The following is a 24,259-nucleotide window of genomic DNA, read 5'->3' as shown; positions in this document are numbered from 1 at the left end:
GAATTCCCTCTAGTTTAGTAGGCTAGGCCGTTTTTTCGGTGAAATGGCCACAATCGCTACATTTATAACCGTGTTTATAGAAAAACAGCGGAAAGCCTAAAAGAATAAAGACTAAAAAAGCAGGTCGCTTACCTTTAGTAAACGGCTCTAGTTTTAGGCTACCACAGTTAGGGCAGTGATCTTGTGAAGTGGGACTTTCTTCAGAACATAAAGCATCAGAATAGTCGGTATTAAGGATAATGGTTGCTTGCTCGGCATCTTCTTCTTGAACCATTAAACGAACTCCACCAATCGCATTTGAATAGAGCCACTGGGTGTTAACGGTATGTTCGTCAGCAATACTGCTTTCAATTCCAGCGGCTTCCAAGCTCGCTTTGGCAATATGAGCCTCATGAGGGAAAGAAAAACGAGCTACAACTACCATACAACCTCTCCTGCGCTAAACCATCACTCTTCGCATGCCATTTTTTCGGACGTGTCACAGTCAGCTAACGCCAACTTGTACTCTGCTCTGGCACTTTCACTCAAATAGACCGCCATACCTTCAAATAGGTTCCATAGCTCTTGGCCATATTTCAACTTAAACTCTTCGCTTGCTAACACCAACTCAAGTTCATTGGCAACGGTCAGCTCACAAAACTGGTGTAACTGCTCTTCCGTCATCTCGAATACCGAGCCCGTAAATCGGTCACGAAACTGGATGAACGAATTAGAATCAAACTGCGGAAACACATAGTCCCTGTCGCAAGAGCAATAGAGATAAACCAGATCTTCTGCTTCTTGGCCAATAACTGCGGCGATTTCACGTCGCATTGCCAGTGAAACCATGCTCTCATCAAATCCAGCGGTGCCGTATGCCGCATGGAAGAGGCCTGCACTCCTGACCATTTCGCTCGCCTGCCATTTTGCCAGCAAGCACTCTGTTCCTATCAAGTGTGATTCGAGGGAACCATTTAAATGCTGAAAGTCACCCGCTCCCAGAGATTTCAAGCGTTCAAAATGTGTATTCATCACTTATTTCCCATTAATTCAACCATTAATGACCTTAGACATATTGTAACCAGTGACCACAAACCCTAACTCTTCATAGAGCTTTCGGGCACGCTCATTGTTGAAGGCAACGCGCAATTTAATCTGTTTAATACCGACGTTTTCCATTTTTGCTTCCAATAGCTCGATGGCTTTGCTACCTATCCCTTTACCTCGAAAAGCTTCGACAACATAAAAGTCGTAGATAAATGTCGATCCTTCTTGCTGATTAACGCAATGCCATAAGTAGCCAGCCAACACGGGGACGCCCTCTTGTTCAGAGTCGATACACAATAGTGACTGGCTCTTGGTTTCAACCCCATCGGGAAAACAACGCTCCAAAGCATGATGAGCGAGTTCAAGAGATTTTTCAGCAGCGTGGCCTTGATTCTCGGCAATATCCTGCGCATAGGCTTCAGCAGCATAGTGATAAAAATCCGCAAACTCTTCCGATCGCATTTCTCTTAGCTTAACCATATTTATCTTTTAACCTTGACCATAAACTGGTGCCATCATGATATGCTGAGGCCCGACAGGGCCGCCTAAGTACAACTCAGTTGTATCAGTGAAACCACTACTCAAATAACATAGATAGGCAGGCTCGTTTCGACAGTTCACCGTCAGATAAAGCGCGTTGACTTGCGGATAGACTTTTCCAACATATTGAGGAAGCAACTTAAGAGCTTCACGGGCGATACCTTGGCCCTGTAAATGGCGATCAATCAACAACGCTCTAATCCCAATACCATGCTGAGGACAAAAGCTGTATTTCTCGGCATAACCCATATCAAGGAGAAAGAAGCCGACAGGCTGATCGCCTTTCATAATCACGTAGGGATGTTCACTTTCTTTCAGCTCGGGGATCATTTCGCCAATGTTATCAACGGTAAACTGAGCTTGTTCAGGTGTAACACTTAATGCATGTATAAGGTGTGCTTTTTCAGCACTGTACTTTTCTATAGAAATCATAATTATCCGAATAATTTTTCCAACCAAACGGAGCTGATATAGCTTCCATTTTTCTTTGCATAGGAATCAAAAACACCCACTTCTCGAAAGCCAAACTTCTTATGCAAAGCAATTGAAGCCTCGTTTGGTAAAGCTATGCCAGATAGCGCACGATGCACACCCTGCAGCTTTAACGCCTCCATAAGTGCTTGATATAATGCAGAGCCGGTACCTTGTCCTTTCGCATCAGGTAAAAGGTATATTGTCACTTCTACCGTGTCTGCAAACGCCTCAGATAGTCGATATGGTTGCGAACAGGCAAATCCAACAATGTTTCCTTGATGCTCTGCCACCAATAATTGGTGCTTCGTGATAGGTGAAAATTGTTCAAACCAATTTAGACGGTTTTCCAATGTAAATGGTGTTTCTTCGAAGCGAGCGTTGGTATGGGCAACGTAATAGTTAAAAATATCGGTGATTGCTTGAACATCCCTTTGAAGCGCAGTTCTAATCTTCATTTCTGATTCTCCAGAGCCTCTGCATCAATCGAGAAAGTCACCAAACCATCGCATTCGCCATATAGACTGATACCCACCTCTCGCCGCATACCTAGTTTGTTCAAAATGGTGACCGAAGGTTTGTTCGCTTCCAAAGATACACCATAGATTTTCCCGTGCTTACCAAGTTTAAATGTCGCTGCTATGACTGCCTTCGATGCTTCCGTCACGTAGCCTTTGCCCTGATATTCTGACATTAGCGCGTATCGGATATCACTGAAATCTGGGTTTTCACATACTTCAACGCCTGCGTACCCCATCTTACAATTTGGATTTTCTCTGCAACAGATGACGTAGGAACCAAAACCATACTTTCGCCAATGCGCAACTCTGTTGGCGTGATGCTGGAGTATCTCTGGTTCTGAATAGACTGCGCCCTTTGGCAAGAACTGAGTTAAACTATCTGAACTTAATACTCGCCTGTAAACATCAACATCCATCTCTTCTACAGGTTTCAATATCAAGCGTTCCGTGTACAACATATTCCTTAAGTCCTGATAAGATTTGATTCTAGTACTCTACATCATATCCATTTGTGCAAGTTGGCAACAGTTTGTGATGGGTACATAGCGTATGCTCATTAACTCGTGTGGACCTCTTCAATCCTAAACGGCTCACAAGGGGTGCCTTGATGGTACTTTAACTGCCATTTTTCACCAGTAAAAACCCATATTGAAGCACGTTTAGTAAACAAACTTGCATTTCCATTGGCATCGATCCAGACAGATTTATACATAAGCAGTTGGACAGATGGTTCAATCGCAACACACTCAAACGATTGTGAGTGTATCTTGCCTATTGATGGTGTCTCGCCTTTCATCATCTCTAGGATTGATTTCAGATCAAAGCTTTTACCTGAGCGCCCCACTTCAACGAAATCAGGGTGAAGTAAACGCACCACCTCAGATTCATTTTGGCGAATTTCATATTGTTGAAGCAAGACTTCTTGTTCAATCAGGATTTCCATCCGACTAGTACCTCTCATTGCATATATTTCCGTAGCTTGAAGATATCACTCCAGACTGCCATATGAAACACGTCAATGAATAAAGAAAACTTAATGTACATTCTTCACATATCTTTATTTGCAGGCTCTGTCCCTATAAAATGCATAAAACATTTATCAACACGGATACACCATGGCAAAACTCACTCTTCAAGAACAAATGCTCAAAGCTGGTTTAGTGAATGAAAAAAAACTAAAGAAAGCCAAAAAAGGTTCAAAAAAGTCACGCGTACAAGCTCGTGAAGTCAAAGCCGCGGTCGAAGAGCAAAAACGTCAACAGCAAGAGCGTGATAAAGAACTAAGCGACCAACAAAATGAGCAGCGTCTGAACAAAGAAATTCAGTCGCAAATCAAACAGTTGATCGAGATGAACAAAATCGATCAGAAAGAGGGAGATATTAAATACAACTTCACCGATGGAACACTCGTCAAATCCCTTTACGTTGAATCGATTATTCGCGAACAACTGATCAAAGGTATTCTTGCTATTGCCCGTCATGAAGATGGCTATGCGGTGATCCCCGGAGTTGTTGCAAACAAAATTGCACAGCGTGATGACCAGATCATCATTGAGCTCAAAGAGCCAGAATCAGAAGTGCCAGCTGAAGACGATCCATATGCAGACTATGTAGTCCCAGACGACCTAATGTGGTAAAGAAAACGCCACTCGGCAACCGAGTGGCTTTTTGACTAGCATTCTGCGATCTATCTATCGCAGAGTTTGTACTACTTTTCCTTTGCCGTCCTTAAAATGAACTTCTGCATGCGCACCGTTCAAGAGCGCCAAGTTAGGCGGTAGATGGCCTATATCCACGTCATAGAGAACAGGGACCTTTAAGTCATTGGCAACAGAAAGGAAAGCTTCACTTGACGTTATTGCTTTTCCACAATTATCTAAAACCGCATTCCTTCCAAATAACAGTCCACTAACCTGTTCAAATACACCTTGGTATTTTAACCCTTGTAAAGCGCGCTTTAACACTGTCGGTGGCATCTCTGCATTTTCTAAATACAGAATCAAACCATCATTTGGATAGCAGTGCTTAAAACACTCAAGATCGAGATACTCTGTCCCAATCAGGTGGACCATAGTATCAAAGCAGCCTCCTATCAGACGCCCACTGAAGTTCAACTCTTCCACCTCACCTACCGCTTTCCACTGAGTTCTCTCTGTTTTATTTATGCAGCAGTTCGGATGAGTTTCGAAAGACTCACCAGAAACCTGATAGAGATCAGAAGAGAACTGCGTGATTTCAGCCCCGAATTTGGTTGTCATAACATTTAAGGTGTTTACGGTAAGCTCATCAGTCTCAAGTGGGTTTAGCTCCATTAAATTGGAGCTATGTAACGTCGACCAACCCAATTGCGTGGTAAGCACAGAACTGATAGTACTCACATCAGAAAATCCAAATACCCATTTTGGCTTAACCTGCTTCAGTTTTTCAAAATCGAGAAGAGGCAGAATGTCCATCGCAAATTCACCACCCCAAGGAGGAACAACAGCCGAAATGGAGTCATCGCACAAGAACTTCATCAACTCTTCTGCTCTCATGGATGGAGTAGCACTCACATGCTTTTCGTTTTCTCTTAGACAATGACCCTCGATAACCCTATATCCGCGACTTCGAAGGTGATCCAAGACGAGGTCTAAACGTTGGTGACACTCTGAAGGAACGCCCGAAGAAAAAGCGGTGACGGCGATCTTATCCCCTTTCTGTAGAGGCTCTGGGTATTTCATATTATTCCTCTTTTTTGTCTTGCCATTAGATATAACAAAATTGGTCAAACTAAAAAGGCTCATCAGAGACTGCACTCAAACCTGAGCGACTGGCGCTCTCCGACTCAAAAACCATCGATGCCCTTTTGGTTATTCTTCAGCCAATACTTTTCAATCCCCTAAGTTCCCTGATTTTGGCACCATTTTGCCAAATCTTCTCTGTCCCTTTCGTACGTAAAATACGGTACAGACATACCGCAGGAAGATTGAAGCATATTAATATCAAGGATGAATACCTGTCGAGCGGCCACGCTTTCAGGGAATAGGCTAGAGATAAGACACATTAAAACGATTGAATATAAGAAACAAGCATTGATAGGCATCACCACACAATGCTAAAAGCTAATTAATCGTGCGCATTTACTGATCTTTCACTGATGACGTTCGATCTAATTTTCCACGTAGTCCGATTAAGTTACCAAAAGGGTCTTCTACTTGGCACATGGAAAGCCCTTGATCTATCTCCATTGGGCCTCGATAGAGCTTCGCGCCAAGTGACTGGAAGTGAACAAGTGCCCAGTGTAAGTCTTCCACTGCCCAGTATAAAACGGTTCCTGACTTACCAGCAGACACCTTCTCATCCGCTTGTACCACCTCCAGAGAAAAGCCGTTGATATCAAGCACTGTGAAATCAAACTCTGGCAAATGTATCACTTTAGACATAGGAAAGGCTCGCTGATACCAGTTCAAACCTAGTTCGACGTCAGGTACATGAATCAAAACACAAGTTGGGCTCCAACTAGCCTGCCCTATTTCAACGCCTTTATTTCTCTGTCCAGCCATCGCTAGTGCTCTACAAAAATAAGACGGCTCGTATCAAACCCTCTCGCATTGGACATAGAAATAAATTTATCGATAACCGCTTGCTCTACCGTGCTTGAACGTGCCAACAGCCACAAGTATTCATTATCTGGCCCAGACACAAATGCATAATCGTAGTTATCTTTTTCAAGTACGAAAACAACATATGAACCATAAAACGGACCGAAAAATGACACTTTCAGATAGCCTTGATCCGAATCTCGAACGAAATAGGCTTTACCTTGCGCTTCTTTCCACTCATTGAGTTGTGCGTTAAAGCCTCGGTTGATGACTTTAACGCCCCCATCATCCTTCAGACTATATTGTGCGGTTACCTTACTCAGCCCTCGCTCAAACGAATGGTCGAGCCTCGCAATCTCATACCAATTCCCCATGTACCTATTGATGTCAAAGTTCTGTACGGGTTTCACCTCGCTGGGCATTCCTAGACAACCGCTGATAAGCAACACCGCAAATACAAAAACCGTTTTCTTCATACTACCTCCACTCTAACCAAAACGTATGAACCAACTCTGCAAACAAACCAAATTATATACTGAGTTTAACTGTCACAAGTTCAATGAAAACAGGCCTATCCTTATCCCAGTAAGAGCGCACAACCTCCGTCGTTATTCAAATCGACTTTAATGCCAAGATTGGGCTCCGCATTTCTCACACTGAAACTGATCTTCTTCATCGATAAAAAAGCGGTTGGTGTGCTCATCGCCTTTACTCAACAGTCCCATCAGGAACTCTATACAGTGTCCAATTAATGACTGTGTTTGCTCGAGCTTAGAATCGACCCTGTTCATTTGCGTGAGTTGGATATGAGGGGTAAGTGATTGGCATTGTTGACAGAAATGTGGGTGTTTGATGTATTGATTAGTTTTCAATGACGCGACTCATTCAGTTATAAAACACAAGATAACATAACATGTTACTAACCTTTGTGATAAATACATCCTGTTGTCATCATATTTTGTATTTTTTCGTCAACCTTTCACTCAATCAGATGTTCAATAACTGCGGATTTTATTTGATTTAAAATGGCCAACCCGCCTTCAGATTGTGTATTTATCTCAACCCAACCGTCAGTACCCATAAATTCAGCTTCCACATAGCTTATTTCCTGAATACTCTTAACGTTAATGAGCTTGCCTTTTAATCGAAAAGTCCCTACAGATGTGGGCAGCCGTTGAATCGAAAATTCCATTTCACTTCCTTTGTCTACGACTTTAATAAGATGCACCATCTATTTTAGTTATTGGGATGTCTTTGAGTATAACACCTTCTGCCATACGCATATTGATCGCCATAATCTGCTCATCACACTTAGGCGTTGTCACATAGTGGGTCAGGCATCCACAATGTTCGCAACGATGAAACTCGACACATTTGTCTCCCCAAATATAAAAAACCGTAGGGTTTTCAACACAGATTATGTCTACCTCAGAAGGGGAGTAGTATGCCCACAATGCAGCATAGCGACGACAGATTGAACAATTGCACTCCCCCAATTGTGATGGTTTTGTCTGAGCAGCTAACTTCACATTTCCACAATGACAACTGACTTCCATAATTCGCTTCTCCAATTCGATGTGTCTACAAGCGCTGTTCCAATGAAGGTATGCGATACAAGCAACATTGATTACAGGCCCTAACGCCATACGCGACTTTTAACTCATAAAGCCTTTGCTTACATAAGCAAATAAAAATGCATCTAAAGGTATCAAGCCAGTTCAACGTCTGTTCGCGCAATATGCTGGTCATGTATTTCAATGACAGTTTGTACATCTTGATGTGACCTATGCTCCCCGTACGAGGCAATGTACTTCGCAGAGGTTGCCTTCACAGAAGCGGCATTGTATTTCCCAAGCCATTGTTGAAATTCGTTGATACTCGATTGCTCTGAGCGCGGAAAACGGCTTGCTGGCCTAGGCATACCAATTCTCCATGGCTTTGGCGTCAGCCTTGCTCTAAAGCACTCTTGTTTTTTGCACAAATGCACGTACAAGGGGTCTACATTCAAGTCACTAAACAGAGTGTCGACAAACTTATCCGTCGGTGCATAAAGTTTGTTTGTCAGAATAAATCGAAGACCGGAATGGGTTTCGTAGACTCTGAAAGCAAGATCTGGATGGTGTTTTTGGTACGCCTCTATCAACGCTAAATAGTAACTTTTGTCCTTTTTCTCACGGCCAAACAGCTGCAAAAACCGGTCAACAAAACTTGGAGCAAACACATCAATATCTCCGAAGACAACGTTGCTGGTATTGAGTACAGCGGCCCCGTAGCCGTTACGGCTGATGATCGCTAGGGGCTCACCATCCTTGTTCTGGCGCTCTAGTAAAATCTCTTCCTTAATCACCCCCGTCCAATATTCGTAGTCATTCCCTCTCTCGTGATGACCTGAAAAAAAATCTGTCATTAAATGCCGCCGATTTTCAGCGTTAATCGCCGCTTGTTCTGGACTCTCATTTGATGAGCCCCAAACACTCAGCTTCTTTTGCCAAAATATGCCCGTCTCATTTTCGACTTCTTTTTTTGCCCAATATCTAGCGAACTTCATCTTTGCTCCGTAAATAAACATCAACACCAACATGACTTCACTCCTGGGCATTTTGTGCAAAAACAGCCAAAAGTGGTTAGTCCTAGCAAGAGGTACTTATATGAAAATAAACGTTTTGCCACAAATAGTTATGTTGATTTATTGGACCTAGTTTCAAATTATCTGTCTAACCGAAAGGTCAACACGTAATTGAGAAGAGACTTAACTTTAAAAGGGTACCTAGAGGGGCTCAACAATTAGTCCAATGTCAGAAGGTAGTACTCCCCTGAGGCGTCTTTGGCTTTTGAATGACAAGTAAACCCTTGAGAATAATAAAAGTCTAACGCTGATTTATTAAGTGACATACATTTTAAGCTGAGTGTCGGGTAACGGCTTTTAGCCAGTTGTATTAGATGGCCACCAACACCTTTTCGGATGTACGCTGGTGAAACGTAGAGGTGGTGAATAAAGTTTTCTGGTTCCCATAGGGAAATGAAACCCGCGATATTTTCCTCTATGATCGCGACCCAAATTTGCTCACCTTCAACATCGTTGTCGAAGTCTGACAATTCATAATCACTGGTTTCTAACCAAATATAACTGGCTTGTCGTGATTCAAGATAGAGTTTGCGAAGTGCGGGACGAAACGCGTCCTGATAGGGTTCAATTGAGATAGAATATGGCAAATGTTCCCTCCTATCGGCTATGCACATAAAACAGACATAATCTCTCGATTGAACTTATATCATATAGCGCTTTTACATGACACATGTCTGAGCTGTTGTTGCTTGCTCAATGCCTCTTTCAATCAAGGATACTGCATCATTACTAGTCACTGACGATATCAATTTATCCATTAAGTCAGACGCGGTCGACTCAGATGAAGACGCCACTAAACAGCTATACGCATTCGCAATACGCTCTTCAACATCAGTCAATGCCTCAGGGTTGCTGAAATCAACGGTCAAGGCTTGTTCGACAGACGCCGCCATTACCTGTGCAGCTTGTGCAGCACCACCAAGGTGTTCCGGATTCAACTGCTCTAAGTCGAAAGACTCAACTTGCTGCTGAATATCGCCTACGGCTTTATTTGCAATGTCCTGCGCCTGTTCGATAGCTTTACTAGCCTCATCACATCCAACCAGAGCACCAAGTACCATTATTACGGTTAGCATTTTTTTCACGTTGTACCTCCAAGAATGCTTCACGCTCAAAAGAAGCTTAAAACACAGATGGCCAAGTGAAAATTACAATATCGTAACGGATTGTTGAAAAGCTTATTGTTCAACATGATACAGAGTGAACGCTAGCTCTGCGAAATTTTATCAACAGATGGTCGGTCATATTCACGCATTGTTATTTTGGAGTCCTATCATGCATGTGAAAAACAAACAATTAAAACAAGGTAATATTGGTTACTATTTAGGTGTTTTTGGCGTTGCGCTAGTCTTAACTTGGATTGGTATTTACAAGTTTACCCCAACAGAAGCGAAGTTAATCGAACCTTTGGTGGTAAATCACCCTGCGATGAGCTGGCTTTATGACATCATTTCCGTTCAAGCGGTTTCAAACTTAATCGGCACGATTGAAATCATCGTGGCCATTGGCCTGATCGTCGGGATTAGAAATGCCAACATCGCGTATATATCTGGAATAGCGGCCGCTTTCATTTTCATAGCGACACTCAGTTTTCTCGTTACCACTCCAAATACATGGAAAGTATCCGATGGTATTGTTGTGACTAATTTCTTCTTAGTGAAAGATATCCTGTTTTTGGCGATTTCAATCAGCGTCATCGAGCGCAACAAACCTATAGCTCAAACATAAACGAACAAGGGCCCGCTTTTTCAGCGGGCCCTTGAAATAACACTTAAATTAAGTGGTATCTTTAAGCTTTCTTAACAAATTGTGCTGTTACCATCATTTCGCCAGCACCATCCACTTTGCAATCCAATTGATGATCTTTACCGTCTACAATTCGCCTGATCACAGCTTTAGTGCCTATTTTGAGGATAAGAGAGCTTCCTTTAACCTTAAGGTCTTTTGCTAAAGTGACTTTATCCCCTTCTGCGAGCTGTGTGCCGTTAGCGTCTTTGACCTTGGGAGTTTCAGTTTCAAGCACCTCATCAGGGTTCCATTCGTACGCGCATTCTGGGCAAATAAGATGACTCTGGTCTTGATAAACATATTCGGACTGGCAATTCGGGCATGGAGGAAACGACATACTCAACGATTTCTCTAAAATAATTTTTCGTTATGATACTTCGTCGGTGTGGACTACGCGAGCACTTCAAGCAAGTCAGCACCAAGCTATCAACCTTTTTCAAACACAATCAGTTACGGTTAAACTTTTTTGTCATACCTTGGCTTGAAGGAGAAACTAAGCGATAACCCAGCTTCTCATAGAATTCTGGTTCATCCGCGATCATTGATACATATGACCCCTCTAGAGCAACAGAGGAAAGGTATATGTCAATATGTTCCATGATTTTTCTGCCTACACCCATGCCTTGATAACTGGGATCAACCGCAACATCCACTACTTCAAAATTACATGCACCGTCACCAACTACACGTCCCATACCGATCAGCTTTTCACCATCACGAACTGACACACCGTAAAGAGTATTAGGCAAACCAAGCTCAGCCGCTTGAAGCGACTTTGCTGAAAGGCCAGCAAGGATACGCATCTGGCAATATTCTTCAGGGCTCGGAGTTTTGTGTTCAAATATAATATCCATGGCGAGCTTTTCCTCTTCATTGTTTCGCGAGAGAATACACCAACACTGTACAAATAAACAGTTATTTGTTCAACAAAAATATAATCAACCACCAGCATAATGGGCTGGTAATAAAAAATCGCCAAACGAAGATAAATGAAGCACTGATTCACTACTTAACATACGGTAAGTTGGTTTGCCTTCAACATATTTTAATCGCGCTTTAAGGTTTACGTTTATTGGCAGAACGTCTCTATATACAGCGTTTCTACTTTGTCTCTTGCCCACTGAGTGCGTCGAAGGAATTTCAATGAAGATTTAATAGAAGGATTGTTATAAAAACAATTGATAGGAATTTCTGCATCAAGGCCTTGCCAACCATAATGCTCCTGCAAACGAACGAGGATTTTTTCAAGGGTTAAACCATGCAATGGATTATTTGGTTGTTCTTGGCTCATTGGCAATAGTGCCTACTCTAAGATAAAGGGCCAGGGATTGTAGCAGAGTACTGTCCACTTTATTGATTTAATCGCCAACCATTTCGACTGCTTTGCTGAGCAACAGATAAAATTATAGACACACCCATTCATTTAATAGACCATCGAGAAATCTTAACTCAATGAATTTAATCACTTATGCTAAGAATCTTGATTAATGGTTTTCCGATCTTCGCTCTCCTCGGTTCAGTTGCCGCGTATATGCACCCGACAATTTTTACGCCATTGAAAAGTCAAATCGTTCCTCTGCTGATGCTCATTATGCTATCGATGGGACTAACACTATCCCTAGATGATTTTAAACGCCTAACCTCGAGTGCTAAGGCCGTTGCTGTCGGTCTCCTTCTCCAGTTTTCAGTGATGCCGCTGAGCGCCCTATTAATTGCCAGTGCGTTTAATATGAGTACAGCACTCACCATTGGTATGGTGCTGGTGGGCAGTGTTGCGGGCGGCACTGCTTCAAATGTCATTTGTTATCTTGCCAAAGGCAATGTAGCTTTATCGATAACAATGACCGCTCTTTCCACCCTACTTGGGGTCGTTATGACACCATTTTTAGTCGATGCAACACTGGGGGTTAATGTTGACGTTCCTGTCTCGCAGATGATCCTTAGCTTGATAAAAATCGTCATTGTCCCCGTCAGTGCGGGCATTTTTCTGAATCATTTTTTCCGCAACAAGATAGCCAAAATTACGCCCGTTCTTCCCTTAATTTCTATGTTTGCGATTGTGATGGCTATTTCTATCATTGTGGCGCTCAACCACAAGCACATTGCTGATATCGGCACATGGGTGGCACTAGCAGTGGTGCTGCACAACGGACTGGGACTTTTGTTGGGTTACTCAGTCTGCAAATTACTTAAGTTTGATCACACGACCTGTAAAACCATTGCGATCGAAGTAGGTTTGCAAAACTCGGGTCTGGCGACAGCATTAGCACTGAAGTTTTTTTCTCCACTCTCTGCACTACCCGCTGCTATCTTCTCAATATGGCATAACCTGTCAGGATCGATACTGGCTTATTACTGGTCTAGAAGCTCAGATACACCCTAACTCTAGGTGTGCATCGCTGAATCTATATCCAATGACGTTGCTAGTGATCAGTGCCAAATCATTAAAATCACATGACTTCTTGGGCTCCAACAGGCGGGTTGAGGAACACACTCCTCTATCTTTGCGCACTCAAACCGAAGGGGAAGGCTCAAATTGCTTGGCGACAAAGTCCAAAAAGACCTTAACTCGTTCAGGTTGGTACTGACCGCCTCGGTACAGGGCTATCAATGGAAACGTCATCGCAGCAAAGTCTCCCTCCAGTTTTTGCAATTCTCCTCGCTGGACATAAGGTTCAGCTAGGATATCAGGCAAGTAGCTGGCCCCCATTGCCGATAAGGTTAATTGACGGATAAGCCTAGGGCTGTTGCTTTTGAACACAGCATTGACCATCCGACTGCGCTGGGTGGTTTCCGATGTGTCCGCAATGGGCCATCGCGCAGTCGGGTGCAGATTACTATCGATCAGACACGGTAGGGCTTCTGGCCTGTCAGCATATAAATGAGCGAGTTCCGGTGCCACGTACACGGTGCTTTGTAGAGACATGATCGGGCGGTAATGCCAACCAGAATCTTCAAGGTCACTTGCGCGAAAGGCAATGTCAATGGCCTGCTCAACCAAATCCACTTTTTTATTTGTCACCAAGATGTCAATCTGAATCTCGGGAAACTGTGCGTGAAAGTCCGGAATGAGAGGGCTAAGCAGCTCTTCAGCAAATCCTTGTGACGCTGTCACACGAAGTAACCCAGACGCGCTTTTTTTATGGGAATGGATCTGGCTGTATAGCTGATCAAATTGGGACAATAGTTGCCGTGCTTGGTGATAGTATTGCATGCCCGGAGAGCTAACAGACAGTTTACGAGTAGTGCGATGGAACAAAGTCACTCCAAGCTGCGCTTCAACTTGATTAACATACTTAGACGTTAAGGATTTAGATAAACCCAAGCGCTCGGCGGCAGCAGTAAAAGAACCCGTTTCAATTACCGCCACAACTGTTCTCATACCATCAATAGTATCCATTAATTATCAACATATTGGAAAATATCATTCTATGATAATACGGTTTTTCTAGGGCGCAAGGTGTTCTTAAATAGAGCAAACTTTATGATTAGGACATTCGATATGATCACACTTTATTGGCACCCTCTTTCCGGTCACGCCCACCGCGCTCACCTGCTTCTGGGTCTACTCGATTTAGACTTTAAACTCGTTAAGGTTGATCTGCCTGCTGGCGAACATCGGCAACCAGAATTTTTAGCTCTAAATCCCTTTGGTCAAGTACCGGTACTGGTTGATGGCAAGACGGTCATTGCGGATTCCAACGCGATATTGGTCTATTTGGCCAGCGTATACGATGTCAAACAGCAATGGCTGCCACCCTCGCCAGTCGAGCGCGCCCACGTTGAGCAGTTTCTGTCCCTCGCAGCCCATAGGCTAGCAGGCTCCTTAGCCAAGCTGCGCGCCGCCAATATGTTTCACCGCCCAATCGAGGGTGATACGCTCAAACAAGAGGGGATTAACTTGCTGACGCAGCTGGATAACTACTTATCTGACCGACAGTGGTTGGTAGGCCCAACCCCCACTCTGGCCGATCTGGCGATTTACAGTTATACCAAGCTCGCACCTGAAGCTGGCCTAGACCTAACAGGCTACCCAAGGCTTAGCACTTGGCTTAAACGGGTCGAAGCTTTACCGCGCTTTATTCCCATGACCTTATCCAAGGTGGGATTAAACCAAGCCATCAGCGAGGCTCATTAAACCAGCAAAAAATATTCAACTCACTCTCTTGTCACGGACTAATGGGCAACGCCAATACCACTACTCGCACAATCAGTGTTGACCATTCCAATCAGCAAAGGCGATTTGCTCCCATCAACCAGCCAATATCAACGATGAGCAGAGAATCCCTTTTAGTTGCTTAACAAGAACTCTTCGACTTTGCTGTTCACACATAACGCGAGCGGGGAGAGCGTTCGTGGGTGACGATTCAACCCACGAAAACTCTTTCATCGTTTTATGCCGCGGTTGGCGGTTCGACAGGCAAAGTAGTGTTAGTCATTTTCGCGATCAATCCACTGACTCGCTGACGCATCTGACGACGATCAACAATCATATCGATCGCCCCATGCTCTAACAAAAACTCACTGCATTGGAAGTTTTCGGGTAGTTGTTCACGCACGGTCTGCTCGATGACCCGACGACCAGCAAAACCAATGATAGCTTTAGGCTCACCAATATTGATATCCCCAAGCATCGCTATGCTGGCAGAGACACCACCAAATGTTTGATCAGTGAGCACCGAAACATAGGGTAACCCATGGCTCGACAGTCGGTTAAGCGCTGCGCTGGTCTTAGACATCTGCATTAGCGACATCAATGATTCTTGCATCCGCGCGCCGCCACATGCCGAAAAACACACTAAGCCGCAATTGGCATCAATTGCGGCTTCTACTGCTTTGACAAATCGAGCACCAACCACTGCCCCCATAGACCCTGCCATAAATGAAAACTCAAAAGCGCACGCAACCACAGGCATCCCAAACAATGCACCTTTGATGACCACTAGGGCATCCGTTTCACCCGTAGTTTTCTGTGCCTGAGCGATACGATCTTTGTAGTGTCTCAAGTCCTTGAAGTTCAAAAAGTCTTGCGGTTCCAAGTCTTGCGCGAGCTCCACTCGAGGTTCTTTGTCTAAAAAGCTGTCCAAGCGACACCGCGCTTTGATTCTCATGTGATGATCACACTTAGGACACACACTCAAATTTTCTTGCAACGCTGGTCGGTAGAGAATTTGGTCACAAGAGGAGCATTTAGTCCAGACGCCCTCTGGAATTAATGTTCGACGAGTACTAATTTTGTTTTTTCTATCAAAGAGGTTTTCTAACCAACCCATGGGAACCTTTTTCCAATAACTCATAAATCAACCATTGTATAAGCCAATTATTGATAATAAAGTGGGCTTTATTGGTTTAATAATCCAACATTATGGGATTAATAGTGCTAGATAAAATCGACCAACAATGGCTCAACAGCTTTCACTGCGTTTACGAAAACAACAGTTTCAAACGGGCGGCTGAATTGCTAGGGTTGCCTTCTTCCAACATCAGTCGCCACATCGCTTTACTGGAAGAGTGCTTAGACACTCGGTTGTTTCATAGAACAACACGGCGTGTCAGTCCAACAGACGCAGGGGAACACCTTTATATGCGAACCCAGCCTCTTTTGAACAAACTCAATGACGCACTTGAAGAAGTGACTCAATATTCTCAGCAAGTGCAAGGGCAACTAAAAGTGCTCATGCCCGATTCGCCCGCATTGTCTGAGGCCGTTGTCTCATTCTGCCATCAACACCCCTCCATTTCTTTGTGCTGCGACACCAGCATAAGCCCCAAAGATGACCCTCTGGATGGCTTCGATATTGTCATCAGTTTTCAACGCGGAAAGCTGACAGACTGCAACTGGGTGGCAAAAGAAATCATCCGGTGGAAAAGTGTCGTGGTGGCTTCTCCGGCATGGCTTGAACGATACCCAGCGCCGTTTCATACCACCGACTTAAGCCGCGTACCCTGCATCACGACCTATACTGCGTTAAATGGTAGCCCTTGGGTATTTGATAATGCCACCGGTGAATTAATCACGCAGAAAGTGCACTCGACGTTCAAGGTCAATAGCGGCCACCTCGCCAAAACAGGCGCTCTTGCAGGACTGGGAGCTTCCTTACTACCCATCGAGTTCTGCCAGCAGGAATTAAACGCAGGTACTTTGGTTAAAATAGACATGGAGTACCCTCCAGCGGATTTGGTGCTATACGCCTTTTATGCCTCACGAAAGCATCTCGCGAAGAAAATACCCATATTTATTAAACATTTACAAAGTCAGTCTACGGTTCACAAACAGCTTTAGTCTGTACAAGATACCAAAGGGGCGTTTCAGAAATGATCAAAGAAAAGGTTAAGTGGAAGAGAATCAACGAAATAGGCGCCCTTAATAGGACGCCGCAAGTTAACTCACAAAATCGTCACGCCATGTGCGGGAACCCACATAAAAGTATGAAACTCATACGTCACGATCACATCGTGTAGATCATCAGGTCGACTAGCGTCGAGTCCCGATACGGGTCCAAGGTTGACCGTCCAGCACGCATGAGTCGGATCAGTAATGGGTTGGCCAGCAAAATCAAAGTTGGTGACCTGATCCCCTCCATCTTTCTGTGACCAGTGGATAACGCGACGCTCATAGTCCACCAAATCAGCACGGACCCAGTGATAATCCCCACCCCACTGTGCTTGAGGATCACCCTGGAATCCAGACTCCGGTGGCGAAAATACTAACGCGACAAAATGCCCATCCACTCCTTGTCGATACTTAGGGTCGTCGAATAAATCGTCAAGAGTTTGATGTGGCAAAGCTACTAAACCATCAAGTTCCGCGTTGCGCGTAACAATATCTGCCGTCATCGCCGTGGACCATGGCGTCGAACCTGCACTAGCGCGCCCCGGTTGTGGAAATGAATTCGAGGCAATGTTGGTTCCGTAGGCATAGCAATTGTTATTGGGTTGGTTCTTATACGACATGAAATTGCCATCACAATTACGCGCAGGATCGTACGCAGTAGAACGGCCAAATACTGTCGGGCCATATTGAGCAACAGGCCCCCACTCTGGGTTAGGCGGCATAATGGTAGTCGGTGCAACAATGCGCCCTTGTGTCAGCAGCAAAGAACCGTGGTAAGGACAATTGGGTGTGATGCGTCCGCTGTACTTGATTCGTGTCATGGGTGACTCCTTTCAGAAGGATAAAGTTGCACGGACACCTGTTGGTCCGCATAGTTATAAACGGTCAGTTTGATTTCTGTCAGTTGCTGAGTGGACGAGGAGTTGCTCAGCTCTAACCAAGAGGCTGCGCCGCTGGAATGGCCAGTCTGGCTGGCCCACAAGGGGACCTGATCTCGACTGTAAAACACCAGGTTGCCGTCATTTTGCATCGTCAAAGTACCAGGCAACGCTTCTGTCGGTAGAGGTTCTGGTAATTGCCACAGGAGTTCGTTGTCACTGTTGCGAACCAGGCGAGGTCCATGATTAGGATCATTGTACAAACTAGCCATGCCATCAAACGTCATCAGGTGTTCCCCGGGTAGCAGACTCGGATTAACTCGGCTGTCGAGGCGGTTTGTGTTTTGCATTTCTCCCGCCCAATTGGTCTGAAACAGACGATTGACAGTCCCTTCAGGCCAGCCATGCAGTTTCTCCAACGCCAACAGCACGGTTAACTTGACCAAGCCAGCCATCGGCGTCATATCTGCAGATGAAACAACCCCGACCTGAGGCAACCAAGCTCCGGCTGCATAAGCACTGTTATTGACAGTTCCAGCAATCACCTGACTGGCGTCGACGAGTATTACACCTTGTTGATGCGCATCAGCTAAGGCCTGATATATCGCCCCTTTGGATGGTTCATCTGGACAACCTGAGGGAAAGTTCCCTTCACCATAGGATTCGAGAATGATTCCTTTCGATCCCGCCGAGACTAACGCGTCAACAATTTGAGCCAAAAAAGCTTGAGGTGGAGCGATTCGATAAGGCGCGGGGAACGCATTAAGCTGGCTCACTAAGCTGGTGTTCATCTGCACACTTAGATCATTAATTTGCGCACGTAGGCTATCGCGAACCGAAGGGTTGTCAAGACTTACAGCGTGATTGACAGGGCCTGGCAAACACCGTTGATTCTCAATGGTAAAGGCCACCCCCGCTTCTGCCAAGTACGGATAATTGGGCGATTCAAAGGCATTAAACTCACTGGCGTTTGTTTTGAGTACTCGGTTACCACGATACAGCCGATTTTGAAAATAAACCCCCACTTCTGCAATTCCCGTCCGCGCTGCTGCAATCGCACCGCACAAGTTCTGATATGCGTCGGTGTTGAAATTAAGCTGGCAAGGCATGCCATCAGTTTGATGAAACAGCGGCACTTGTGAACCAGTGACGATCACAGGCTTGCTCAATACCGCCACCCCGACACCTCGTTCGTTCAGGCCATTAAGTAAAAAGCTCAGCGCCGCGCCGGAAAAGTCCATACTGTCTGTTCCATGCAAGACCACAAACCCATCCATTTCCTCATAATGTGCCAAAATGGCTTCAGCCATAATGCACCAATCGCTCGGCTGCAGGTTAGTGCTGTCTAGCGTGTGAGTCGATGAACCTGGAAACGCGACATCGACCAAATAGTGGAGTTGGATCTCTGGAAATTCGGCCCGAATGACAGGATCGATCCATACATTGCAGGCTTGAGCAAAGGCCGACGCGCTCATTGGTGCAAGTGGTTCACCGACACAACTGATGGTGCCGCCAGTGTTAATGATACCAATATTCATACTTGCTCCTTATTGACCACGCATGCACTGGGTTCAACGATAATGTCTAATTTGGTCATAGTGGCGCCTCCTGAAAGGGCTGCAATGGCTGAATTCGAGGATTTCCATTGACCTGATATAGACACTTAGGTCGCCCCCGGTCAAGGGAGAACACGGCAGTGGCTTGAGTGAAAAATTCGCTGCCAATGAACTCAGTTTCTCGACAGATAGAGAGTTCGGTTTGACCATAGTATTGGTCAGACAACAACTGCTCGACTCCCGTCTGATTAGGCGAGAGCTGAAGCATCGATTCAGCTCGATTCAGACGTAAATAGGTGCTGTGATTGGCTGGATAATGGACGGAGTCAGGTTGCAATCGAAAGTGGTTGGTTGACACGAAAAAACCTTCGTCACGACAAATGGTACGCACAGGCCGCTGGTTGAAGGGGTTGGGCATGTATTCAATGAAAATTGCTACTTTTCGCGTGTGAGTATCGTCGGCCCAGCCAGTGATCAGTGCAATATCCGGCGCAGGAAACGGCGTGGCCCTCCCCATGGATAAATAAAACTGCGTCAGATGCATTGCAGCCTCGGTGGCATTGGTGTAGTCGCGTATTGTGGCTTCGTAGGCTTCAAAAAGTGCCTGTACTTCTCCTTGATTGGTGGAATAGTTAGCCGCAGTGGTAGTGTAAGAATCTGCGGCCACAAAGCTAACGCCTGCATCGTTTGATCCAGCCCAAATCCCTTCACTGCCATCGCGTGTCATGGCGATATAAGATTCCACTCCGTTTTGACCAGATCGCACTTTTGGTTGGTGAAAGTGCGTCACTGGAATGAGATCGCACTGTTTAAAGGTAACCAGTTGATTGCCGTCAAAAACGGCCCCTATGGTACACATGATGAGACTCCTTTCTTGGACGAGCTCTATCGAGCCTGACCCTGGGACCCAGGGCCTAACGTCAGAAGTCTAGTCAATAAACAGGGCGATCATTATGCATAAGATCACATATCAAAATGCACGTTTTGAAACATCAATCTGTCTTGAAAACCGCCGTTGTTGTTCCATTTAAGAACTCATTGACAAGAGGAAGAATCCCCTCACTGGCATGGTTTGATTGCTTATGGACAAGCCCGCGAGATCACACTGCAGTAGACTCCCCACTCACCGCTTTGAAGTGCTCAATGCCGTGCTCAAACTGGTCATCACTCAAATCGATCAGGCGTGGTATCTTGACACCGTTAGTCGTACGCAGATGCTCGCGGATAAAGCCTTGCAAGTGACCGTGCTGAAGGAAGAAAAACGGCGGACTCTGCGCGACTTGAACCTCTAGTGCACGCGTAACCGCATTACACCTAGCAGGCAGTGACTCGTGTGTATCTGGGGCGCTCTCCAACCAAAGTTCAATCACATTTTCTCCAGAGGTTGATTGATAACGCACCAGCAGCGCGTTCTGGAGGAAAGTCAGCCCCTCCAGCGTATTCAAAACAAACTCTGGGTAAAGGTTTTGCCCCCTAATTTTAAACTGTTGGTCAATACGACCAACGATCGCCCCAAGCCTCGGTGATGTTCGTCCACAAAGACAGGGGGCTCGGTAAAGACCACTAGCAATATCACCTGTCGCATACCGCACAGCCGCGAAACCGCGAGGTTGGGTCAGTGTCGTGACTACCACCTCGCCAGGCTCGCCTTCAGGAACTGGTAACCCTGTCTGAGGGTCAAGTAGTTCGACGTACAAATACTCATCGTGGATGTGGAAACCTTGATGCTGCTGACATTCGAAGCCGATTGACCCAATTTCGCTACAGCCGTACTCGTTGATGTAGGTCTCAAACTGCCACCAGGTTTGTACTTTATTCACCGTCGCGGTAGGTTGAAACAACGCATCAAACGTTGGGCATGCCGCAAAATAAGCTTTACGAGGCAGGGGAACACGCTTAGGGAAATCGGGGCCGAGTTCGGCAGCCATCTCCTCAAGAAACAAGGGGTTGCCTACGATAGCGTCAGGGCGATGGTAGTTGAGAATATCGACCACCCTCTGCACACGCTGAGGAGAACAACGAAAAACACTGATCCCAAGTTGCTTAGCAGCTTGGTTAATGAGTGGCCCCAACGTAAACATATCGTTGTTACTTAATGTCTGAAGCAGACGGTCTCCCGATTGTAAACCCAGTTCACGTAGCACCCGACTGATAGAGTCGACCCAGACCATTTCTTGCAACCGATGGACGGGCACATCAACGGGGCGTCCAGTCGTCCCTGATGAGCTAACGTAATCGACAGCATCATCACGGTTCATAATCTCTGTCCAATGATCACGCAAATGCGTTTTACGTACCACTGGCAAGTCCGACAAATGTGTCTCCTCCAAGCCCGTTGAGGTTTGTTGCCCCCAGTGCTTTCGGTAAAAAGAACGTTCAGAGGCATAAGAAATCGCACGCCGCATCTTGTCCGGACTCATTGTTCCACCTCGTGCATAATTGAAGAACGTTTACGAAACACTGATACAGCCGAATACATGTAAGCACGTTCCGCTTCGCTCAGTTTCGCACTGAGGGAATGATCTAAGCACAAATCTGCGGGCCAAGTAGTGGCCCCCTGCCCCATCATAGAGCGGTTCACTATCACAGCACCTCGCGGTAAGCTGTGCACCAATCGCTGCAAAAAAGGGCCAACGGCCTGTCTGGGCACGCACTCCATTGCGTTTGACAAAGCCAACTTGTTGAATTGACCTTGCTGCTCCGGCCGAACCACCCATTTGGTCAGATCTTCCGTGACGATGTTTAGTCGGTCTAAATTGGCCTTCACCTTGTCGTACACGCCTTCTTTTAGGTAGGCAGCTCCAGCAAGATCAGGTGGGTTGCGACCAAATAGGAGTTGCGTCATTAGCGGATTGTGTTTGAGCAAGGTGGTGTCAAACGCGCGAGCAATTTTGCGTCTAAGATGTACCGCAGGCGACTCATGTTTTTCCAGCGCTCGAGAAAACCCTTCACCATACACCCGACGCAGCGTTATGTTGTTGACACATAGAGCTAAAAATGTGCGCCAACGCTGAGTGTCGAAGTGTTGGCGATAAAACTCTCGCTGTTCCTCAAGGGTCTCTATTGCCATCAATGCGTCAAACAGATTGGGCCAATGAGTCACATAGTGCAGGATTCGTCCCGTCCAAACGCTGAGTCGATCAGTGCGACCGGCTTGATTGACCCCTTTGGCCACCAAATTGAGATGTTTATTCCAATAATCCTCAACATCTGGGCTGAGATTGGATTTCAGGGTTGACCATCCATCCAGACGGTCACTGCTTGACGCAGGTAAATCGCCCAAAAATTCGCGGCAGGCTTGCCGATCCCACTGGGTGATAGCCGCACACTTTAGTGCCAATAAGGCTGACTGACTAGCATTGATATCTATGGCGGTCACCTGCTGAGGTGCCTCGGCCAAAAACCGCAATGCCGAACAGCCTCCTGAAGTGATTGTCAGTACTCTGTCATGAGGACTTAGAGCCAAGGCTTGGAGGTCCACCGACACATCTTCTCTGACTTGACCGTATAGAAGTGGTAGTGTCGAAGTTTGGGAAGTCGATAGCGCATACAATCCCCCCATCAGTTCGCCTCCTTCGGAACAAGATCAGCCATAGACTTGGTACGTCGTCGAGCATGTTGCTTTAGCCCAAGCAAGGCCAGTGCGGCCAACACACTAGGCACGAGCAACACTTGAAAAATGTCCTGATAACCTAGGCCCCACTGAAGTAAACTCGCTCCCATCATGGCGCCAGCGATTCCCCCTGCTCTTCCCATGCCTAGCATCCAAGATACCCCAGTTGCTCGCGCTGACGTTGGGTAATGGAGCGCAGCAATGGACCCCATCGACGCTTGAGCACCATTCATCACAGTACCAGCCAGCAAAATAGCCAGTCCCAGCCAATAGATATCTGACAGGTAAGCAATAGAGAATAAAAATACACCAGTCATGAAGTAATTGAACGCAACGATATAATGCGGCGTGAGGCGATCCATTACCCAACCAGACACAAGCGTACCGGCAGCACCACCCAGAGGGAATAAGGCAGTGAGTAGCGCCGCTTGGCGTAGATCATAGCCTGCCTCTCCGATAAGGATTGGCATCCAACTGGTGACGACATAAAAAATCAGCAACCCCATGAAGTAGGCAAGCCAGAGCAGAAGTGTCGCCCCCAGTCGAGAACGCGCCACGATGACTCCAACAGGATTTCCGACTGACTGACGAGGAGCAGTATTCGCAATGCGATGCGGCCAAGCATGACCTAGTAATCGCTTTAGCGTTTTCGTGATGGCCTGATGAGCTTCCGGCTTTTGTAGCAAAAACAATACGCTCTCTGGTAGCCAGCGACAAAGAGGAATAAACAGCAACAGTGGCAGCGCTCCACCCAACAGAAATACGCTCTCCCAGCCCCAGTGAGGCACCATCCAAGAGGCCAGTACCCCGCTCATTGCAGCACCAAACGGGAAGCCACAAAAGACCGCATTGACCATGAAAGCCTTGTGTCGCTCAGGAGCAAACTCAGACACTATAGTCAAGGCGTTCGACATGGCTGCACCTATCCCCAGTCCAGTACCAAATCGCCACCAAGCAAGCTCAGCAACAGAAGTTGCTTGAGTGGTTGCTAAACAACACAAACCAAAAATTAGCACCGAGACCAGAATGATTGGCTTCCGGCCAAGACGATCAGACAAAGGTCCAGACGCTAAGGCTCCCAGTGCAAGCCCAACTAACGCAGCGCTCATGGCCAGCCCCAGGTCCGATTTTTCAATCCCCCACTCTTGGAGGATCTGAGGGGCCACATACCCCATCAAGGCCGTATCAAAACCATCCAAAATCAGTATGGCTAAACACAAAAATAACACAGAGGCGTGGAAAGCATTCCACTTCGCGGTTCTAACCGCGTGAAAAATTTGAGTTGAAGCGGTTTCGCTCATAACAACACTCATGATCCTAAGTTA

Annotated in this window: 31 protein-coding genes and 1 pseudogene; 5 read left to right on the top strand and 27 right to left on the bottom strand. The window is 45.9% G+C overall.

The window, feature by feature from the left end; translation table 11 throughout:
- Positions 1-22 precede the first annotated feature (22 nt).
- The 7 genes from OH455_RS18550 to OH455_RS18520 all read right to left on the bottom strand — a co-directional run bounded on the left by OH455_RS18550 (position 23) and on the right by OH455_RS18520 (position 3,501).
- Positions 23-424, bottom strand: coding sequence for a putative signal transducing protein (locus tag OH455_RS18550; RefSeq protein WP_269982372.1), 402 nt, complete (start codon positions 422-424; stop codon positions 23-25).
- A gap of 23 nt (positions 425-447) precedes the next feature.
- Positions 448-1,011, bottom strand: coding sequence for a DUF6817 domain-containing protein (locus tag OH455_RS18545; protein WP_269982371.1), 564 nt, complete (start codon positions 1,009-1,011; stop codon positions 448-450).
- 18 nt (positions 1,012-1,029) lie between these two features.
- Complete coding sequence (locus OH455_RS18540) at positions 1,030-1,506, bottom strand: GNAT family N-acetyltransferase (RefSeq protein ID WP_206371404.1); 477 nt, start codon at positions 1,504-1,506, stop codon at positions 1,030-1,032.
- 9 nt (positions 1,507-1,515) lie between these two features.
- Positions 1,516-1,998 carry a GNAT family N-acetyltransferase gene (locus OH455_RS18535; protein WP_269982370.1) on the bottom strand — a complete coding sequence of 161 codons (483 nt, stop codon included), beginning with the start codon at positions 1,996-1,998 and terminating at the stop codon, positions 1,516-1,518.
- A gap of 2 nt (positions 1,999-2,000) precedes the next feature.
- On the bottom strand, positions 2,001-2,495 hold the full coding sequence (locus OH455_RS18530) for a GNAT family N-acetyltransferase (protein ID WP_269982369.1): 495 nt from the start codon (positions 2,493-2,495) through the stop codon (positions 2,001-2,003).
- On the bottom strand, positions 2,492-3,016 hold the full coding sequence (locus OH455_RS18525; RefSeq protein ID WP_269982368.1) for a GNAT family N-acetyltransferase: 525 nt from the start codon (positions 3,014-3,016) through the stop codon (positions 2,492-2,494). Before OH455_RS18525 ends, OH455_RS18530 begins: the two co-directional genes overlap by 4 nt.
- 98 nt (positions 3,017-3,114) lie before the next feature.
- Positions 3,115-3,501, bottom strand: coding sequence for a nuclear transport factor 2 family protein (locus OH455_RS18520; RefSeq protein ID WP_269982384.1), 387 nt, complete (start codon positions 3,499-3,501; stop codon positions 3,115-3,117).
- Between the two features lie 172 nt (positions 3,502-3,673).
- Between OH455_RS18520 and OH455_RS18515 the strand changes: the two genes are divergently transcribed.
- Positions 3,674-4,195 carry a DUF2058 domain-containing protein gene (locus OH455_RS18515; protein ID WP_045975152.1) on the top strand — a complete coding sequence of 174 codons (522 nt, stop codon included), beginning with the start codon at positions 3,674-3,676 and terminating at the stop codon, positions 4,193-4,195.
- A 54-nt stretch (positions 4,196-4,249) separates the two neighbouring features.
- On the opposite strand, the gene OH455_RS18510 is transcribed toward OH455_RS18515, so the two are convergent.
- The 9 genes and pseudogenes from OH455_RS18510 to OH455_RS18470 form a co-directional block, all read right to left on the bottom strand.
- On the bottom strand, positions 4,250-5,278 hold the full coding sequence (locus OH455_RS18510; RefSeq protein ID WP_269982367.1) for a S66 family peptidase: 1,029 nt from the start codon (positions 5,276-5,278) through the stop codon (positions 4,250-4,252).
- Positions 5,279-5,327: 49 nt separating this feature from the next.
- Positions 5,328-5,586, bottom strand: a pseudogene (locus tag OH455_RS18505) (pyridoxamine 5'-phosphate oxidase family protein); the annotation flags it as partial.
- A gap of 91 nt (positions 5,587-5,677) precedes the next feature.
- The gene (locus OH455_RS18500) at positions 5,678-6,100 is read right to left on the bottom strand and encodes a VOC family protein (RefSeq protein WP_269982366.1); all 423 of its coding nucleotides are present in this window, start codon (positions 6,098-6,100) and stop codon (positions 5,678-5,680) included.
- Positions 6,101-6,102: 2 nt separating this feature from the next.
- The gene (locus OH455_RS18495) at positions 6,103-6,615 is read right to left on the bottom strand and encodes a lipocalin family protein (protein ID WP_269982365.1); all 513 of its coding nucleotides are present in this window, start codon (positions 6,613-6,615) and stop codon (positions 6,103-6,105) included.
- A gap of 503 nt (positions 6,616-7,118) precedes the next feature.
- Positions 7,119-7,331 (bottom strand): hypothetical protein, encoded by a 213-nt coding sequence (locus OH455_RS18490; RefSeq protein WP_269982364.1) that lies wholly within the window; start codon positions 7,329-7,331, stop codon positions 7,119-7,121.
- Between the two features lie 22 nt (positions 7,332-7,353).
- Positions 7,354-7,695, bottom strand: coding sequence for a GFA family protein (locus OH455_RS18485; protein WP_269982363.1), 342 nt, complete (start codon positions 7,693-7,695; stop codon positions 7,354-7,356).
- A gap of 152 nt (positions 7,696-7,847) precedes the next feature.
- The gene (locus OH455_RS18480) at positions 7,848-8,687 is read right to left on the bottom strand and encodes a hypothetical protein (protein WP_269982362.1); all 840 of its coding nucleotides are present in this window, start codon (positions 8,685-8,687) and stop codon (positions 7,848-7,850) included.
- Between the two features lie 236 nt (positions 8,688-8,923).
- On the bottom strand, positions 8,924-9,352 hold the full coding sequence (locus OH455_RS18475; RefSeq protein ID WP_269982361.1) for a GNAT family N-acetyltransferase: 429 nt from the start codon (positions 9,350-9,352) through the stop codon (positions 8,924-8,926).
- Between the two features lie 72 nt (positions 9,353-9,424).
- Positions 9,425-9,850 carry a hypothetical protein gene (locus OH455_RS18470; RefSeq protein ID WP_269982360.1) on the bottom strand — a complete coding sequence of 142 codons (426 nt, stop codon included), beginning with the start codon at positions 9,848-9,850 and terminating at the stop codon, positions 9,425-9,427.
- 190 nt (positions 9,851-10,040) lie between these two features.
- On the opposite strand from OH455_RS18470, the gene OH455_RS18465 reads away from it, so the two are divergent.
- Positions 10,041-10,493 carry a DUF417 family protein gene (locus tag OH455_RS18465; protein WP_045975159.1) on the top strand — a complete coding sequence of 151 codons (453 nt, stop codon included), beginning with the start codon at positions 10,041-10,043 and terminating at the stop codon, positions 10,491-10,493.
- A 61-nt stretch (positions 10,494-10,554) separates the two neighbouring features.
- Here OH455_RS18465 and OH455_RS18460 read toward each other — a convergent pair whose 3' ends face one another.
- The 3 genes from OH455_RS18460 to OH455_RS18450 form a co-directional block, all read right to left on the bottom strand.
- The gene (locus OH455_RS18460) at positions 10,555-10,890 is read right to left on the bottom strand and encodes a zinc ribbon domain-containing protein YjdM (RefSeq protein WP_045975160.1); all 336 of its coding nucleotides are present in this window, start codon (positions 10,888-10,890) and stop codon (positions 10,555-10,557) included.
- 109 nt (positions 10,891-10,999) lie between these two features.
- Positions 11,000-11,407, bottom strand: a complete 408-nt coding sequence (locus OH455_RS18455; protein ID WP_045975161.1) for a GNAT family N-acetyltransferase — start codon at positions 11,405-11,407, stop codon at positions 11,000-11,002.
- 215 nt (positions 11,408-11,622) lie between these two features.
- Positions 11,623-11,844 carry a VF530 family DNA-binding protein gene (locus tag OH455_RS18450; RefSeq protein WP_045975162.1) on the bottom strand — a complete coding sequence of 74 codons (222 nt, stop codon included), beginning with the start codon at positions 11,842-11,844 and terminating at the stop codon, positions 11,623-11,625.
- Positions 11,845-12,021: 177 nt separating this feature from the next.
- Between OH455_RS18450 and OH455_RS18445 the strand changes: the two genes are divergently transcribed.
- Positions 12,022-12,936 (top strand): bile acid:sodium symporter family protein, encoded by a 915-nt coding sequence (locus tag OH455_RS18445; RefSeq protein ID WP_269982359.1) that lies wholly within the window; start codon positions 12,022-12,024, stop codon positions 12,934-12,936.
- A 129-nt stretch (positions 12,937-13,065) separates the two neighbouring features.
- Here OH455_RS18445 and OH455_RS18440 read toward each other — a convergent pair whose 3' ends face one another.
- The gene (locus tag OH455_RS18440; protein ID WP_269982358.1) at positions 13,066-13,953 is read right to left on the bottom strand and encodes a LysR family transcriptional regulator; all 888 of its coding nucleotides are present in this window, start codon (positions 13,951-13,953) and stop codon (positions 13,066-13,068) included.
- 102 nt (positions 13,954-14,055) lie between these two features.
- Between OH455_RS18440 and OH455_RS18435 the strand changes: the two genes are divergently transcribed.
- Positions 14,056-14,691 carry a glutathione S-transferase family protein gene (locus OH455_RS18435; protein WP_269982357.1) on the top strand — a complete coding sequence of 212 codons (636 nt, stop codon included), beginning with the start codon at positions 14,056-14,058 and terminating at the stop codon, positions 14,689-14,691.
- 256 nt (positions 14,692-14,947) lie between these two features.
- Here OH455_RS18435 and accD read toward each other — a convergent pair whose 3' ends face one another.
- Complete coding sequence (accD, locus tag OH455_RS18430) at positions 14,948-15,826, bottom strand: acetyl-CoA carboxylase, carboxyltransferase subunit beta (protein WP_269982383.1); 879 nt, start codon at positions 15,824-15,826, stop codon at positions 14,948-14,950.
- 92 nt (positions 15,827-15,918) lie between these two features.
- Between accD and OH455_RS18425 the strand changes: the two genes are divergently transcribed.
- Positions 15,919-16,836: a LysR family transcriptional regulator gene (locus OH455_RS18425; RefSeq protein ID WP_269982356.1), complete on the top strand. Its 918-nt coding sequence runs from the start codon at positions 15,919-15,921 to the stop codon at positions 16,834-16,836.
- A 104-nt stretch (positions 16,837-16,940) separates the two neighbouring features.
- On the opposite strand, the gene OH455_RS18420 is transcribed toward OH455_RS18425, so the two are convergent.
- From OH455_RS18420 to OH455_RS18395, 6 genes are all read right to left on the bottom strand, one after another.
- Positions 16,941-17,708 carry a hypothetical protein gene (locus tag OH455_RS18420; RefSeq protein WP_269982355.1) on the bottom strand — a complete coding sequence of 256 codons (768 nt, stop codon included), beginning with the start codon at positions 17,706-17,708 and terminating at the stop codon, positions 16,941-16,943.
- Entirely contained in the window at positions 17,705-19,303 is a 1,599-nt protein-coding gene (locus OH455_RS18415; RefSeq protein ID WP_269982354.1) for an asparaginase domain-containing protein, read from the bottom strand. The genes OH455_RS18420 and OH455_RS18415 overlap by 4 nt, the downstream gene beginning before the upstream one ends.
- Before the next feature lie 55 nt (positions 19,304-19,358).
- Complete coding sequence (locus tag OH455_RS18410; RefSeq protein WP_269982353.1) at positions 19,359-20,180, bottom strand: hypothetical protein; 822 nt, start codon at positions 20,178-20,180, stop codon at positions 19,359-19,361.
- A 241-nt stretch (positions 20,181-20,421) separates the two neighbouring features.
- Positions 20,422-21,741, bottom strand: a complete 1,320-nt coding sequence (locus tag OH455_RS18405; protein ID WP_269982352.1) for a phenylacetate--CoA ligase family protein — start codon at positions 21,739-21,741, stop codon at positions 20,422-20,424.
- Positions 21,738-22,883 carry a DUF3419 family protein gene (locus OH455_RS18400; RefSeq protein WP_269982351.1) on the bottom strand — a complete coding sequence of 382 codons (1,146 nt, stop codon included), beginning with the start codon at positions 22,881-22,883 and terminating at the stop codon, positions 21,738-21,740. The genes OH455_RS18405 and OH455_RS18400 overlap by 4 nt, the downstream gene beginning before the upstream one ends.
- Positions 22,883-24,235 carry an MFS transporter gene (locus OH455_RS18395; protein WP_269982350.1) on the bottom strand — a complete coding sequence of 451 codons (1,353 nt, stop codon included), beginning with the start codon at positions 24,233-24,235 and terminating at the stop codon, positions 22,883-22,885. The genes OH455_RS18400 and OH455_RS18395 overlap by 1 nt, the downstream gene beginning before the upstream one ends.
- Positions 24,236-24,259: the final 24 nt, after the last annotated feature.

The sequence above is a fragment of the Vibrio sp. T11.5 genome (assembly GCF_027587155.1).
Taxonomy (GTDB): Bacteria; Pseudomonadota; Gammaproteobacteria; order Enterobacterales; family Vibrionaceae; genus Vibrio; species Vibrio neptunius.
The sequence above is the reverse complement of the archived record's forward strand: the minus strand, read 5'-3'. Positions and strand labels throughout refer to the sequence as shown.